13 protein-coding genes are annotated in these 14,209 nt (G+C 44.0%); 5 read left to right on the plus strand and 8 right to left on the minus strand.

The annotated features are described in order from the left end of the window. Positions 1–62: 62 nt before the first annotated feature. A complete protein-coding gene (locus ACWYU8_RS10220) occupies positions 63–542 on the plus strand; it encodes a Dps family protein (protein ID WP_457519459.1) in 480 nt (159 codons plus the stop codon). A gap of 67 nt (positions 543–609) precedes the next feature. On the opposite strand, the gene ACWYU8_RS10225 is transcribed toward ACWYU8_RS10220, so the two are convergent. The 4 genes from ACWYU8_RS10225 to elbB form a co-directional block, all read right to left on the minus strand. Continuing rightward, complete coding sequence (locus tag ACWYU8_RS10225) at positions 610–1,239, minus strand: HAD family hydrolase (RefSeq protein WP_457519460.1); 630 nt, start codon at positions 1,237–1,239, stop codon at positions 610–612. Positions 1,240–1,301: 62 nt separating this feature from the next. Beyond that, positions 1,302–2,384, minus strand: a complete 1,083-nt coding sequence (locus tag ACWYU8_RS10230) for a PQQ-dependent sugar dehydrogenase (RefSeq protein WP_457519461.1) — start codon at positions 2,382–2,384, stop codon at positions 1,302–1,304. A gap of 160 nt (positions 2,385–2,544) precedes the next feature. Beyond that, the gene (gene yiaY, locus ACWYU8_RS10235; RefSeq protein WP_457519462.1) at positions 2,545–3,693 is read right to left on the minus strand and encodes an L-threonine dehydrogenase; all 1,149 of its coding nucleotides are present in this window, start codon (positions 3,691–3,693) and stop codon (positions 2,545–2,547) included. Between the two features lie 240 nt (positions 3,694–3,933). Then, the gene (gene elbB / locus ACWYU8_RS10240) at positions 3,934–4,584 is read right to left on the minus strand and encodes an isoprenoid biosynthesis glyoxalase ElbB (RefSeq protein WP_457519463.1); all 651 of its coding nucleotides are present in this window, start codon (positions 4,582–4,584) and stop codon (positions 3,934–3,936) included. 271 nt (positions 4,585–4,855) lie between these two features. Between elbB and yddG the strand changes: the two genes are divergently transcribed. Continuing rightward, entirely contained in the window at positions 4,856–5,758 is a 903-nt protein-coding gene (gene yddG / locus ACWYU8_RS10245) for an aromatic amino acid DMT transporter YddG (RefSeq protein ID WP_457519464.1), read from the plus strand. Between the two features lie 77 nt (positions 5,759–5,835). Here the strand turns inward: yddG and ACWYU8_RS10250 are convergent, their stop codons facing one another. Then, positions 5,836–6,732, minus strand: a complete 897-nt coding sequence (locus ACWYU8_RS10250; protein ID WP_457519465.1) for a cation diffusion facilitator family transporter — start codon at positions 6,730–6,732, stop codon at positions 5,836–5,838. Between the two features lie 175 nt (positions 6,733–6,907). Next, positions 6,908–7,786, minus strand: a complete 879-nt coding sequence (locus ACWYU8_RS10255) for a LysR family transcriptional regulator (RefSeq protein WP_457519466.1) — start codon at positions 7,784–7,786, stop codon at positions 6,908–6,910. 432 nt (positions 7,787–8,218) lie between these two features. Here ACWYU8_RS10255 and ACWYU8_RS10260 point away from each other — a divergent pair, with 432 nt between their 5' ends. Then, positions 8,219–8,794, plus strand: a complete 576-nt coding sequence (locus ACWYU8_RS10260; protein ID WP_457519467.1) for a class I SAM-dependent DNA methyltransferase — start codon at positions 8,219–8,221, stop codon at positions 8,792–8,794. 78 nt (positions 8,795–8,872) lie between these two features. On the opposite strand, the gene ACWYU8_RS10265 is transcribed toward ACWYU8_RS10260, so the two are convergent. Continuing rightward, entirely contained in the window at positions 8,873–10,846 is a 1,974-nt protein-coding gene (locus ACWYU8_RS10265; protein ID WP_457519468.1) for an acetoacetate--CoA ligase, read from the minus strand. A gap of 222 nt (positions 10,847–11,068) precedes the next feature. Here ACWYU8_RS10265 and phhA point away from each other — a divergent pair, with 222 nt between their 5' ends. Both phhA and ACWYU8_RS10275 read left to right on the plus strand, forming a co-directional pair. Next, positions 11,069–11,863: a phenylalanine 4-monooxygenase gene (gene phhA / locus ACWYU8_RS10270; protein ID WP_457519469.1), complete on the plus strand. Its 795-nt coding sequence runs from the start codon at positions 11,069–11,071 to the stop codon at positions 11,861–11,863. Continuing rightward, the gene (locus tag ACWYU8_RS10275) at positions 11,853–12,191 is read left to right on the plus strand and encodes a 4a-hydroxytetrahydrobiopterin dehydratase (protein ID WP_457519470.1); all 339 of its coding nucleotides are present in this window, start codon (positions 11,853–11,855) and stop codon (positions 12,189–12,191) included. The genes phhA and ACWYU8_RS10275 overlap by 11 nt, the downstream gene beginning before the upstream one ends. A gap of 71 nt (positions 12,192–12,262) precedes the next feature. Here the strand turns inward: ACWYU8_RS10275 and ACWYU8_RS10280 are convergent, their stop codons facing one another. Further along, complete coding sequence (locus ACWYU8_RS10280) at positions 12,263–14,032, minus strand: choice-of-anchor I family protein (RefSeq protein WP_457519471.1); 1,770 nt, start codon at positions 14,030–14,032, stop codon at positions 12,263–12,265. Positions 14,033–14,209: the final 177 nt, after the last annotated feature.

Below are 14,209 nucleotides of genomic sequence, written 5' to 3' on the forward strand. Positions count from 1 at the left end.
CTAATATGACTCCATCGGCAGCAAACACTGCAACAGAATTTTTAATTTACCAGGAGCAAGATATGAGCACACAAGTAAGCCTAATAGGTCTGGATCGCCAAGACTCTGAGCAACTAGCACAACAGTTGAATCAACTACTTGCCAACTATCAAGTGTTGTATATGAACACCCGTGGTTATCACTGGAACATCAAAGGACATCAATTCTTTGAGCTACATGTAAAATTTGAAGAAATCTACACAGACATACAAGTGAAAATTGATGAATTGGCTGAACGTATTCTGACCCTGGGTTACACCCCGGCTCACGCCTTTAGTCACTATCTCGAATCAAGCGATATTAACGAGCATCAAAACGCGACTTCAGGTGAAGAGTGTGTGAAAGGTCTGGTCGATGGCTTTAGTGTTCTGCTTCTTAAGCAACGTGAAATTCTGCATAACGCCGGTGAAGCGAACGATGAAGGTACAGCAGCATTGATGGGTGACTACATTCGCGAACAAGAAAAATTGATGTGGATGCTTAACGCTTACCTGCAAAGCTAATCAACTAAAAATCGGGAAATAAGATCAAAAGAGTACGAATGTGCTCTTTTTTATTTGATGAAACTGACTAGCTGTTTTGGGGTTGGCGCACGCGTGATGATTCGAAATACATCAACAAATCAGTAAGTTCTTTCACCGCGAGGGAGGCGGAAGAATGAAATTCCGTATGGTTCCCATGATGAATCAGACAAGAAGGCATTTTTGCATTGTAGGCCGCCTGCAAATCATAAAGGAAGTCCCCCACATACAGCACTTCGTCGGGTATTAATCGCCAGTCCTTTGCTAATACTTGCAGAGACAATGGGTCGGGCTTAGGTGGATAGCACTCCCGAGTAATGACCCGCTCAACCACTATCTGGTTATGTTCGAGTTTTCGCTGTGTTGCAATTTGGCAATTTCGTGTGACGATGGCCGTCTTAATGGCTTTTTGATTCAAGTAGGCCAGAATTTCATGGCAGCCAATCATTGGCGATGACTGATTCGCATCAGATATCTCGTGATCAAATATAACGTTATGGGCGTGCTCTTTATGGTGGGGGTGTTCTAACTTCTCCACAAAATCCAATAAGTCTTCAGACTGTGGGCAGCCAAGTTGATGACGTAGATGCTTGAAGTCCATATCAGAGCTCACAAGCGTGTTGTCTAGATCGAATATAACGGCTTTGATTCTATCGAATATTAATGGAAATGGGACCATTGTGACCTCATGGGGGAATTAAAACTATTTTTAAAACATAAGCTTAATTATTAGTTTAGTCGTTATTTTGAGTTCTGCTCAAGACGAAAAATTTTCCCGGTATCGGTTGAAAAGTAGAGGTATCCATCAGGGCTGATGGTGATGTCTCTGATTCTCTCCCTCATGTTTTCCAACAGCCGCTGATACTCGCTCAGGTTGCCGTTTTCAATAGAAACGATATTGATGTGCGTAAGCTTAAGCGCGCCGGCAATGATCTTTCCATTCAGATCCGGGTATTTATCACCGCGATAGACCACTAAGTTACTTGGTGCGATAGAGGGAATGTACACCAGTTTTGGATCTTCCATGCCCGGTAAAGATTTGGCCTCACCGACGTCAAGCGGGCCCCAGTATTCCTGACCCTGAGAGACTCTGGCCCAGCCATAGTTAGCGCCTTTCTTAATCAGGTTGATTTCATCGCCACCTCTCGGACCATGTTCAATGGACCACAGTTGTTTAGTGGACTCATCGTAGTACAAACCTTGCGGGTTACGGTGGCCATAACTCCAGATTTCAGGTCGTCCTTCAGGGCTTTTAAATGGGTTATCGGCAGGAACAGTTCCGTCCAGATTAAGGCGTAAAATTGACCCTGCATGGGTTTGCCGGTTTTGCCCGTTATCGCGCTCCCCCCGATCGCCAATAGAAAAATAAACCTTATCATCAACAAACGCGATGCGGCTTCCGAAATGTCTTCCCGTATCAGTAATTGCATCTGCTACGAAGAGATCTTTCCAACCGACTAAAGCATTCTGCGCAAGCGTAGCATTGGCTAAAGCGACGGTATTCCCTTTTTCGGTTCGCTTACTGTACGTAAAGAAAAGTTGTGGATTTTGTTTATCAGTATTCGGTGCAACAGCCACATCGAGTAAGCCAGCTTGTCCGATGTTACTGACGCCTGAAACCGTGAAAAGCGTTTCACGTTTACCCGACTCGACGTTAAGCAGAGAAATAGTACCGTTCTTCTCGTTAACCACAGCACGTTGTGAGTCGAGAAACTCAATTCCCCACGGAACCTGGAATCCGCTTGCGATTTCTTTTGCCTGATAAGTGGCGGAGTAGGTGGGAAGCGATAAACAAGCGAGTAAGCCGATGATCAATGTTCTCATGGTTCCTTCCAATATAGAGCGTGTGTGCTATTAAAAAATTAACACCAGATCGATGGGTTTGTCAGGAATTGATCTGTATACAGATGTAAAAATAGATGGAAAAACCCCCGATATGAAATCGGGGATTGAATTACGTTATCGAGTATGAATAACTGAGCGCTTACATTGCTGCTTCGAAAATGGCTGAGATTTCTTCGTGCGTAGCTTGTTTAGGGTTGGTGAAACCACAAGCATCTTTCAGAGCGTTGTCCGCGAGTGTAGGGATGTCTTCCAACTTAGCGCCAAGCTCTTTGATGCCTGCTGGTATGCCGACATCTTTAGCTAACTGGACAATCGCGTCAATGGCAGCCGCTGCGCCTTGCTCTGGTGAAAGACCTTCCACATTCACTCCCATCGCTTTCGCCACGTCAGTCAGGCGTTCAGGGCAGACTTGCGCGTTGTAGCGTTGTACGTGAGGAAGCAAGATAGCATTACATACACCATGTGGTAGATCGTAAAAACCGCCTAACTGGTGTGCCATTGCATGGACGTAACCTAGCGAAGCATTGTTAAATGCCATACCAGCCATAAACTGTGCGTACGCCATTTGCTCACGAGCTTCTAAGTTTTCACCGTTTTTCACAGCCGTGCGCAGATGCGCTTGAATCAGCTCAATCGCTTTGATTGCTACTGCATCAGTGATTGGAGTCGCTGCAATGGATACGTATGCTTCTATCGCATGAGTCAGTGCGTCCATGCCAGTAGCTGCGGTTAGTGAAGCAGGCTTAGCAAGCATCAGTTCCGCGTCATTTACAGAAATAAGCGGTGTAGTATGTTTATCTACGATAGCCATCTTAATGTGACGCTCTTCATCGGTGATGATACAAAAGCGAGTCATTTCGGAAGCTGTGCCAGCGGTCGTGTTGATAGCAATTAATGGCAGCATTGGTTTTGCAGACTGATCAACGCCTTCGTAATCTGAAATGTGGCCACCATTTGCTGCGACTAGTGCGATACCTTTCGCACAATCGTGTGGTGAGCCACCGCCAAGTGAGATTACGAAGTCACAATCGTTCTCTTTTAAAAGCGCTAAGCCATCATTAACGTTGGTGATAGTAGGGTTTGGTTGAGTGCCATCGAACACAACGGTTGGGACGTTTCTTTCATTAAGAAGGCCTTGAACCTGTTCAACTACGCCGATTTGGTTAAGGATTTTATCGGTAACGATCAAACCTTTTTTAAAGCCTTGTGATTGAATACTGTTCGCTGCGTCTTTGAGGCAGCCAGCGCCCATTAGGTTTACCGTAGGGATAAAAAATGCACTTGTCATATTGGATTGCTCCGTCGTTCGTTATTGGTTTTATTAATTGGGATTTGCTGTTGCACAGTGTGAAGGTGCAACACCAATATAACGTAGCGCAAAAGTGCAACTTGTTGCTTAAAATATTGGTGAAAATTGAAGTTTAATGGCGATTTGTATCTAAATTAGACTAAAGTATAAGAAATCCCCATCAATTGTTAACTTTATCAATGGGGATTTGGTTAGTGCTTTTAAGTTATCTATCAATAATTAAGCTATTTCGACCAGTTTTGATACTAACTTTTCAATACCTGATGCGGCTTGAGAGATATTTTCCGCTAACATATAGGCAGGCGTTGAAAGGACATTGTGTTTCTCGTCATACACATACTCATCGACTGTACATGAGATATGTTCACCGCCCATTTGATTAAACGCAGCCGAAGTTGCTTCATCATTACCAATGGTTCCTTGCACTCCATGTTCATAAATCATCGGGATGATGACAGGAGCGATACATAAGTAACCTGCAGGTTTGTTTGCATGAGCAAATGAACGGCAGGCTTGGGCGACGTGCGTGTTGATAGAGCACTCAGCGCCAGACACTGCGAAGTCAGTTAAGTTTTTCGCCGCACCAAAACCGCCTGGCAAAAGTAATGCATCAAAATCGTCAACATGCAGCTTGGCGACATCTTCAATCTTTCCTCGTGCAATACGCGCTGACTCAACTAAGACGTTTCTGGTTTCACCCATTTCTTCACCAGTTCGATGGTTGATAACGTGTAACTGGTTAATATTGGGCGCAAAGCAATGCCACGTAGCACCTGCTTTTTCAATTGCATGGAGCGCTAATACTGCTTCATGTAACTCTGTACCATCGTAAACACCAGCGCCACTGAAGATTACTGCGACTTTTTTCATCTGAGAGTTCCTTTAGTCTGAGATTTCCATCTATTTATCGATTCTTTTAGAGACTGAATATGATTTTCGACGTTTATATTTTCGTCATCTACTTCTTCATCATAGTCGTGCACGAAACAAGGTGTCAGCATAATGCGGCAAAATTGTTTCGCATTTGTTCTCAACTCGTAACGGAATAATATTTAAACGTATTTTTACTAAATAGTCTGTTGAAGCCAGTTATTTTTGAGTTAAGCTGACGCTAATTTGGCATTCGTGAGTAGTAGGTCACATGGAATCCGTGCAGTTTCGGTTCACACTTTATGGTTGTATTGCCATTCTTTCCTGGAGTTGCTTATTAGGTATCGCAAGATTGGTCACTGAGAGTCTTGGTCCCGTCGGTGGTGCCGCAATGTTGTATACCCTGAGTTCTGTCTTTCTCCTGATTGTGGTTGGTATTCCGAAACTATCTTGCTTTTCCCCTAAGTATTTAATCTTAGGTGGTTCGATGTTCATCTGTTATGAGATATTTGTTGCTTTGGCACTCGGTTACTCTAACTCACGTGCGCAGGCGATTGAAGTTTCTATCGTGAATTATCTGTGGCCAGCGCTGACAGTGTTATTTGCCGTGCGAGGCAGCAATAAGAAACCAAGTTGGCTGCTTTATCCTGCGATAACTATTGCCTTTGTTGGTGTTGCCTGGACAGTGAGTGGCGATAACGGATTATCGTTGCAACAAATCATTACGAATGTAAATGGTAATCCGGTAGTGTACTTTATGGCCTTTACCGGAGCCGTTATTTGGGCTGTGTACTGCAATCTCACCCAGAAGCAGCAATCTAAACACAATGCTATAACGCTATTTTTTATCGCTACCGCAGCCTCTTTATGGGTTAAGTTTGCTTTAACTGATGAGCCAGATATCACATTCTCTTGGTCAGCAATCGTCTATTTGTTTGCTTCTTCTGCTTTGATGGCGGGTGGCTATGGCTTATGGAATATCGCTATTGTCGGCGGAAATATGGTATTTCTCGCAACGCTTTCTTATTTCACACCTATATTCTCTGCGTTATTTTCTTCAATCATTCTTGGCGTTACGCTTAGCCAGAGTTTTTGGAGTGGAGTTGTGATGGTGACAATAGGCTCTCTCTTGTGTTGGCTCGTAACAAAAGAGAAACGAGAAGCCGCAGGGTAGTGAAGGTTCCTTTTCAGTTACTACGCTAAACAAAAAAAGCTCCCTGGTTTGGGAGCTTTTTACTGATGTTCGATAATCTAGAAATGCGCAACGTTTAGCTGAAGCTGAAGTTTGAATCTATGTTTCGACAAGCGTGTTGTTAGCTGCTTACGTGTCTGCTCTAGCGTTTCTAACTCAAGCGTATCATCATCCACATGAAGATCGATGTTGACTCGCAACTCTTGTCCAACCTTAGTAATACCTGCAACTTTTAGCTGGTGGTCTGACACTTTTCCTATCTCCAGTACGTCGTTTCCGACCACCTGGCATAGCTCTTTGCTTGGTGCCATCATGAGTAGTTCGCGTAGTGCACCACATAGCATATCAAACGGCACTTTTAAAAAGTAGAAGCCCATTAAAATCATCATTATTGGGTCAGCGTAGCTAGCGTATTCCGCAAACGGTGATAAAGAGACCAACCAAGCCGCTACAAACCCTACAGTCACGGCCACACTCAACATTGTATCCATTTGCCATTGCTTCGTCTCTGCTTCGATAAGTCCAGATGTTGAGCGACGGCTTATTTTAGCCATAAACCACCATGCGTAAGCACAGCCTAAAATGTTTACTGCACCAAAGATTGTGGCAACAGATGCATCGACTTCACGACCACCTGACATTAATGAAGAAATCGCAGAGTAAAGAGAAAATAGCACCACGATGAGAATAACTGTTGCCTTGATCGCAATAACGATAGGCTCTAATACTGCTTTACCAAACGGAAATACAGAATTTGATGGTTTATTAATGTAGTACGAAGCAGCCAGTGACAATAATGTTAGCAGTAGGCTGACTGATGAGTAAACACCATCAAAAACGATAACAATTGATCCAACGAGCAGCCCAAGCACGATCCCACCAGCAGCAAACCCAGATGCTAAAAGGGCTGATATGGCTAGAATTTGGTTTTCGCTTCTGCTTGTCCTGACACACATGATTGATACCTTGTAGTTTTTATACCTCTATATTCTTTGTCTACAAGGTTATTTAGGCAACTGCAATTTGAATAATTACAATTTGTTTTTTAGGGGTTTTATTTTTATTTTAATTAAATCAATTAGTTAACCTGTAATTTTGGTGTCATTAAAATTGACGCTCACTGTGAGGTGTTTAGAAGTCAAACAAGTATTCACTTAGTTTGTCTTCTAGCCAGGTGATTGCCGGGTGCTCAATTTGACCGTTTGGAGAAAACATACAGTAGTCTTCTTGTGTTAATCCATAGGTGTGTTTGATGACCGCTAGCTTTTGTTGGCGGAGGTAGTGGCGGATCAGAGGCTCTGGTAACACTCCCCATGCGTCTTCTTCCAAAATAGTGCTCAGCATGTAGTCGAAGCTAGAAAACCCAATGTACCTGGTCGAGAACGGTTGCAATTCAGGGTTATCTTTCTCATTTAAATAAACCATCAGCGCTTGCATCTGACTGCGTAAATCTTCGTCAGAAACACGACGCATTTTGCTTAGTCGATGTTCTGTGTTGCACACCGACATCATTCGTATTTTTCCCAGAGGGTTATAGACGATATGCGGATCGTTCACGCGCTCATAATCGACACCAAAAGCGAAGTCTACCTGATGAGTGCTAACCAAGCTTGCCAGGTCACCACTGGAGGCGAGGATCAAGTTAAAGGTGGTCGACGGGAATCGGTTGTTTAATGTGTGCGAAAGTTCTTGCCAGAGATCGTCAGGTAGTGAGTCATCACGTGCAATCCAAACCTCTGCGTTGAAGCCAACCGAAATTTGACCGCAGGTCTTTCGGATACGTTGCGCGATAACTAACAGGTTTTCACAATCTTTATAAATAGCCTTACCCGCTTCTGACGGCGTAAGTTGATTGCCTGTTCGAATAAATAACTCGACATCGAGCTCTTTTTCCAAGGCTTTAATCGACATGCTGAGTTTGGTTCGGTTACAGTCCAACTGCCGCGCGGCTTCAGATACGGATCCACAATCAGCGATAGTACAGAAGGCTTCTACTTGCGTTAAGTTCATGATTTGAAACGACCGAAAAGTAATTTTAAATTAGCGAAAATAAGGTACATAGCTATTCCTGATGCGGTGAAAGACTAACGAAAAAAATGTGATTTCGCCAGATAAGTCTATGGTCTTTTTGTGGTTTTGGGGTACCCTATACCGAGAAAATGTTGACCAGTCGAATTTATTTTTGCACTGTGTCGTAATCGGTTATTAAGAGTTCAGGTTGTAGTGTGACTTGGTTATCATAATAAGCCTATTATTGCGGCATCTGCGCGCAATTGATGTTATCTGAAGGAAGCTTCTTGGGGTGTCACGCCCAAAGTGTTTTATACAGTTTGAACGGGATTGCAGTTAGATAACTAAACTAAATCCTCTTCACCTTAACTAGAACAGTTTTGGCGTCACATGGTGAGATGTGAGAGATAAGAAGTGAACATGGAGGCCACGATGGCACAAGATTGGGACGGCTTAGCAAAGAATTGGGAATCAAATCCCGCAACAAAGCAATTTGCTCAGTCAGTGTTTGAACAGCTACAACAGTTAACTCAGCTTGATGGCATTAAAGTATTAGATTTTGGATGCGGAACAGGGCAATTAAGTCAGTTATTGTCACCAATCGTAAAAGATATCGTGGCACTAGACTCTTCTGAAGAGATGATAGAAGAGTTAGACAAAAAAGAACTGACTAACGTTGAACCTGTCGTTGATACATTGTCTCGTGGACTTGTTGCACAACATCCAGCATTTCGTGGACAGTTTGATTTAGTGGTTGCATCTTCAGTTTTAGCTTTTGTTGATGATATTGATACAGCATTGAATATTTCGCACTCAGTGCTCAACCACGGCGGTTACTTTGTACATTTTGATTTTGTATCTGACGCAGCACAAGAAGGCGTTACGTTAGCGAAATCTGCAGACGCGCTAATCACAGCCGGTTTTACCGATGTTGAAGTGAAGTCTGTTTTTGATATCACATCAGATGGACAAAATCTGTCGGTATTGATGGGCTCTGGTCGCCGTTAAGACCAATTTAAAACACAAGAAAACAAGCGAGCTCAAAGGCTCGCTTTTTATTGGTTATTACCCTGGTGCTTAACCTGCTTAGGCAGAAATAAGCGTTTTAATTTCATCTAAAACCTGCGCGTTGGCAATGGCACCGATATTATCTATCTCTCTGCCATTGATTACTTGCTTGACCGCGAGCTCAACTAACTTGCCTGATCTTGTTTTCGGAATATCACTGATAGCAAAGATTTCACTTGGAACGTGTCGTGCTGAACAGGCGGATTTGAGCTGAGCTTTGATTTTCGCCACCATGTCATCATTCAACTTATCGCTACTTGCAAGTTGAACAAACAGCCAAATCTGTTCGTTACGATCGACTTCTTTCCCTACGGCTATTGAGTCCACAATGCCTTCAATAGCGTTTACTTGCTGGTAAATCTCAGCGGTGCCTATCCTTACGCCTCCCGGATTCAAGGTGGTGTCACTTCTCCCATAAAAGAGGTAGCCGCCAGTCGATGGGTTTAATTCTACATCGTCACCGTGGTGCCACACATTATCGAACTTATCCCAATAGGCACTGTGGTAACGTTCTCCTGTATCATTCCAGAATTTGGCAGGGAAGTTAGGAATTGAATTGGTGCAGACTAACTCGCCTCGTTCGCCCAAGACTTCATGGCCTTGTGGATTAAAGACTCTCGCATCAACGCCTAGTCCGGCGCACTGACATTCTCCACGGTAAACGGGAGATATCGGATTGCCTAACACAAAACAGCCACAGATATCTGTACCGCCAGAAATGGAAGCCAGATGAACATCTTCTTTCAGATGCTGATAGACATAATCAAATTGTTCAGGGTAGAGGACAGAACCCGTTGAGCAGATGGTTTTTAGCGATGGTAATGGATCGTTTTCTTTCGGTGAGTACCCGGCTTTCTCTATCGCTTCGAGGTATTTTGCGGATGTACCGAATAGTGATACGTCTGCGTTGTTCGCTAGGTTCCAAAGCACCTTATGTGACGGATACATTGGACTGCCGTCAAAGATGACCAGGCAAGCACCACTTGCTAATGTGGACACGTGCCAGTTCCACATCATCCAGCCGCACGTAGTGTAATAAAATACTCGGTCATTTGGCTGAATATCGCAATGCAACTGATGCTCTTTGACGTGGTTGAGTATTGTTCCACCAACAGAATGCACTATGCATTTAGGTTTTCCGGTGGTTCCGGACGAGTAGAGGACGAATAGAGGGTCATTGAAGTTGACGCGTATATAAGTGAGTGGTTCCGGAGCATACTGATTTAGCACGTTTTGCCAGTCTTGGGTGCAAACGTCACATTCAAAGACGTGTGGTTTCAGATAACTGATTTGACAAACTTGTTTTAATCCATCGAGATGATCCGCTATGTGCTGGTTCTTGTCCGCCATATCGAATACTTTGCCGTTAAATGTGTACCCGTCGCAGGTAAAGAGGATTTTGGGTTTTACCTGGCCAAATCGTTCCAAAACGCTCTCTACACCAAAATCTGGAGAAGTCGACGTCCATGTTGCTCCCAGACTGGTTGTCGCCAGCATAGCAACGACGGTTTGAGGCAGATAAGGGAGGTAACCTGCGACCACATCACCTTGCTTGATGCCACATTCTCTTAGCCACTGTTGAACACTGGAAACTTCGTCACATAACTGTCGCCATGTGTAGGTCTGTCGCTCTTCTCTTTCATTTTCGAACCAAATCGCAAGATCATCAGGGTTGTGATAGGCGAAGCTGAGCAAGTTTTCCGCATAATTGACGTGGGCGTCAGGGAACCAAAGCGTGTCACGATTAGGAACGGGTTGTTGCCATTTGCTTTCAGACTGATGTTTAACCGTTTCTCCGGGGTTCCCAATCACGTCACAAAATAACCAGACTTCTTGCCAAAATTGCTCGGTATTTTCCAAAGACCACTGATGCAGATTGGCAAAATTTTCGATGTCATTTCCTTGCCTGTTTATGTGTTCGATAAACTGGGTAATGTTGGCTTCCTTGATACGATTCTCGCTCGGTTGCCATACTTTGTTTTGCTCGCTCATAGGTTCCTTCTATAACAAAGTGATAACAAGTTAAGTCTGAAAGGTTTCCGTAATAATGTCAAACTTGAGTTTAAGTGTTTGATATTAGCAATATCAATCTGTTACGTATTATTGTAAACAATTTGTTACACCAAATTAAGTGAGCGAAAATCGCTGGGGGATTGGAACCACGAACGAGTATGGATAGGCTTAATGTAAAGGATTTGTTAATGGAGAATGGCCATGACTCAGTATCATTCTAAACCCGTTGATCAGGATGGAAGGGTGGAATGGAGCATCGAAGAAGATGCTATTTGGCGAGATTTAGTGACGAGACAAATGAGTGTTATCCAAGATCGTGCGTGTCAGGCGTACTTACATGGATTGTCGTTGCTGGATTTGCCGCACGATCGTGTTCCGCAACTGCCTGAGATTAACCGAGTCCTGAAGGAAAGGACGGGTTGGCAGGTAGAGCCAGTCCCCGCATTGATCGATTTCGACCGATTTTTTGATCTGTTAGGTAGTAAACGTTTTCCTGTTGCCACTTTTCTTCGTAGCCGAGAAGAGTTTGATTACTTACAAGAACCAGACTTTTTCCACGAAATATTTGGGCACTGTGCGATGCTAACTAACTCTGATTTTGCTGCGTTTACGGAGCATTATGGGCAGTTAGGGCAAGCTGCGACGCCTAAACAACGCGCCTATCTCGCTCGTTTGTACTGGTTTACTGTCGAGTTTGGATTAGTAAAAGAAGGCAACACAACCAAGATTTACGGAGGCGGCATTCTTTCGTCTCCGGGTGAAACCATCTATGCGTTGGAAAATGATATCGCGATTCGCGAAGCATTCGATTTACAAACCGTCCTGCGAACGCCTTACCGCATCGACATTATGCAACCCAAATATTACGTCATTGATGACTTTTCACAGCTTTACCAAATCAGCCAGTTAAATTTATTGGAGCAAGCCGATATGGCTATTGAGGCTGGATTGCTTCCACCGTTATTTGAACCAAAGGAACCTGCACATGTTGAATGAACAAAAATGCGAAGCTTGTAGTTTCGATGCCATTGCACTTAGTAAGGAAGAGCAACAGTCACTACTTTTGCAGTTATCTGATTGGCAGATCATCGAGAGAGAGGTGATTCCTCAGTTAGAGAAAGTGTATAAATTTAAGAACTTCAAGCAGGCTTGGGCGTTCAGTAATAAAATTGCTGAGTTGGCAGAAGACGAGTTCCATCATCCGTCCATTCTGCTCGAGTGGGGCAAAGTGACGGTGACGTGGTGGAGTCACTCAATTAAAGGGTTACACAAGAACGATTTTATCTGCGCCTCCAAATGTGACGCGTTGGCTATCTCTGAGTGATGATACTAATCGTTTGATACGAAAACGCCCGAGCAAAAGTTCGGGCGTTGTTGTTAGAGCAACATAGAAGGTTAAAGCTCAATACGATACACAGAGGTAGTGCCCGATACTTCATTACCTACGGCAATAAAGTGGCTACCGTTGCGGGTGAAATAGTTAATTGACTCAGGAGCTAGATCACCAGCTAACGGATTGTAGGTATCGTTAGCGCATTCACTGTCTTCAACTTGTGTGCACACTGGCTGGTCGTAGTTGCGGTGGTTAACGTAGTGAAGGAAAACCGCTTGCTTCGGCTGAGTAATATCGTAAACCATGATGCCACCTTGGCGTTCAAGTCCTATGAATGCATAGTGGCGACCGTTGATTTGTGCAACTTCTATAGCTTCGGGCTCAATGCCTTTATCGTCACTTCGATTGTCACCGCTGTCATTACTGTCGTTAGTGCTGTTGAAGTTTTTTCCTTCATTAATCAAAGCGATGGTTTCAAAGTCATCACCGCTGTCGAAAACAAGTTCACCGTTCTCATCCCAGATAGAAAAAGATCGGGCACCAAAAGCCTGAACATTGTCGCTTACAGATAGGGTCGTCGCCGGTTTGATGATTTTTAAACGGCCCAACAGCTGCTCATCTTTCAGTGCAGGAGCAAGCGGGTGATCGTCTGCTACTTTTAGTTTTTTGCCACGAACTTCATCCAAGTGACTCAAGCACGTGCCTTCTTTGCTGGTGTAGGCATCTGTGCCTTGGTAGTCATCTTCATCCCACTTGAAATTCGCCCGATCACAACGGTCCTGAGTGGTTTTGAAACCATACTCTCGTCCATCGCCCTCATTGGCTGAAACAATGTAGGTGTTACCATTCACGGAGTAACTGTCGAGCGTATCTGGCATGTACAATCCAACCAGTTGCGGGTAGCTTTTGAAATTACCGACGATCTTGTCTTTGTCGGACGCATCCAGCTTAGCTTCTGACCATGATTTCTCACCTAACCCGACGATTTTTTCTACGGATTTATTTTCTGGGTTGATGATAGCCATGGCGTTATTTTCTTGTAATGCCACATAAATCTTGCCGTTGTCAGCAAAGGTCAAGTATTCGGGTTCCAGATCTTGAGCGACGCTAGCGTTTGGTCCGGAAATGCGCACGTTTGCAGGTAGCTCATTAGCACGCGCATTATCAAAATCACCAAAACCGATTTGTGTGACTTCGGCGTTGGTCACGCTTTGGCTCAAATCCACTAACGTCACGCTACCTTCCGGGTCTACGCTGTAATCACCATTTGGCTCACCTTCGTTGGCAGTCGCAATGTAACGGCCATCTTTAGAAAAGCCGGCCATATCTGGTAGCGCACCAGTCGGGAAGGTTGTAATCAGAGAGAGGTCATCTGAACGGTAAAGCGCGATGATGCCGTTGTCCGTCTTGTTGCTATTCTCAATTGCCACCGCAACTAAGCCCTTGGACACAGCAACGCTGTTTGCCGCTCCAATATCAATTGATGCTGCGTTTCCGGCACTGTTCAAGTCAATGAATGCGGTTTGTGTAGGGATTCCCTTTTCATCCATGGATAAGACATCGATGCGTTTCGCCTGTGCGTTAACGACATAAAGTCGGTCGCTACAAGCGTCGTAGCTGACAATTTCTGCTGCTGAAGTACCGAATGGAGCATCTGCAATAGACGTCCCCATAAACGTCAAACCGTGAACAGAGGTTTCGCCTGTAACGGGTTCAATGGTACTTTTACACTGTACTCCAAAGGAAGCTAACGTGTCGTCAGGTGTTGAAGAACATGCAATCGCGAGTGATGAAAGTGCTAATACACCTACAGCCTTGAATGGGGTGATCATGATTTATCCTTATCAATCCGGTACAATGTCGTTCAATGCATAGCTATGTAATAAATATTCACTTTTGTAGTTGAATTATTTTGGAGCATTGATCAACGTGTGTTTTGGTAAGGTTATGAATATATGTATGATTAATGACTTTTATATTGGCTTTTTATTAAAACAAATATGTCATTG

The sequence above is a fragment of the Vibrio limimangrovi genome, from assembly GCF_054064025.1.

Coding starts and splice junctions, on each gene's coding strand:
- ACWYU8_RS10220 (WP_457519459.1), top strand. CDS start 63: ATGAGCACACAAGTAAGCCTAATAGGTCTGGATCGCCAAGACTCTGAG.
- ACWYU8_RS10265 (WP_457519468.1), bottom strand. CDS start 10,846: ATGAGCGAGCAAAACAAAGTATGGCAACCGAGCGAGAATCGTATCAAG.
- ACWYU8_RS10280 (WP_457519471.1), bottom strand. CDS start 14,032: ATGATCACCCCATTCAAGGCTGTAGGTGTATTAGCACTTTCATCACTC.
- phhA (WP_457519469.1), top strand. CDS start 11,069: ATGACTCAGTATCATTCTAAACCCGTTGATCAGGATGGAAGGGTGGAA.
- ACWYU8_RS10250 (WP_457519465.1), bottom strand. CDS start 6,732: ATGTGTGTCAGGACAAGCAGAAGCGAAAACCAAATTCTAGCCATATCA.
- ACWYU8_RS10230 (WP_457519461.1), bottom strand. CDS start 2,384: ATGAGAACATTGATCATCGGCTTACTCGCTTGTTTATCGCTTCCCACC.
- ACWYU8_RS10275 (WP_457519470.1), top strand. CDS start 11,853: ATGTTGAATGAACAAAAATGCGAAGCTTGTAGTTTCGATGCCATTGCA.
- ACWYU8_RS10255 (WP_457519466.1), bottom strand. CDS start 7,786: ATGAACTTAACGCAAGTAGAAGCCTTCTGTACTATCGCTGATTGTGGA.
- elbB (WP_457519463.1), bottom strand. CDS start 4,584: ATGAAAAAAGTCGCAGTAATCTTCAGTGGCGCTGGTGTTTACGATGGT.
- ACWYU8_RS10225 (WP_457519460.1), bottom strand. CDS start 1,239: ATGGTCCCATTTCCATTAATATTCGATAGAATCAAAGCCGTTATATTC.
- yddG (WP_457519464.1), top strand. CDS start 4,856: ATGGAATCCGTGCAGTTTCGGTTCACACTTTATGGTTGTATTGCCATT.
- yiaY (WP_457519462.1), bottom strand. CDS start 3,693: ATGACAAGTGCATTTTTTATCCCTACGGTAAACCTAATGGGCGCTGGC.
- ACWYU8_RS10260 (WP_457519467.1), top strand. CDS start 8,219: ATGGCACAAGATTGGGACGGCTTAGCAAAGAATTGGGAATCAAATCCC.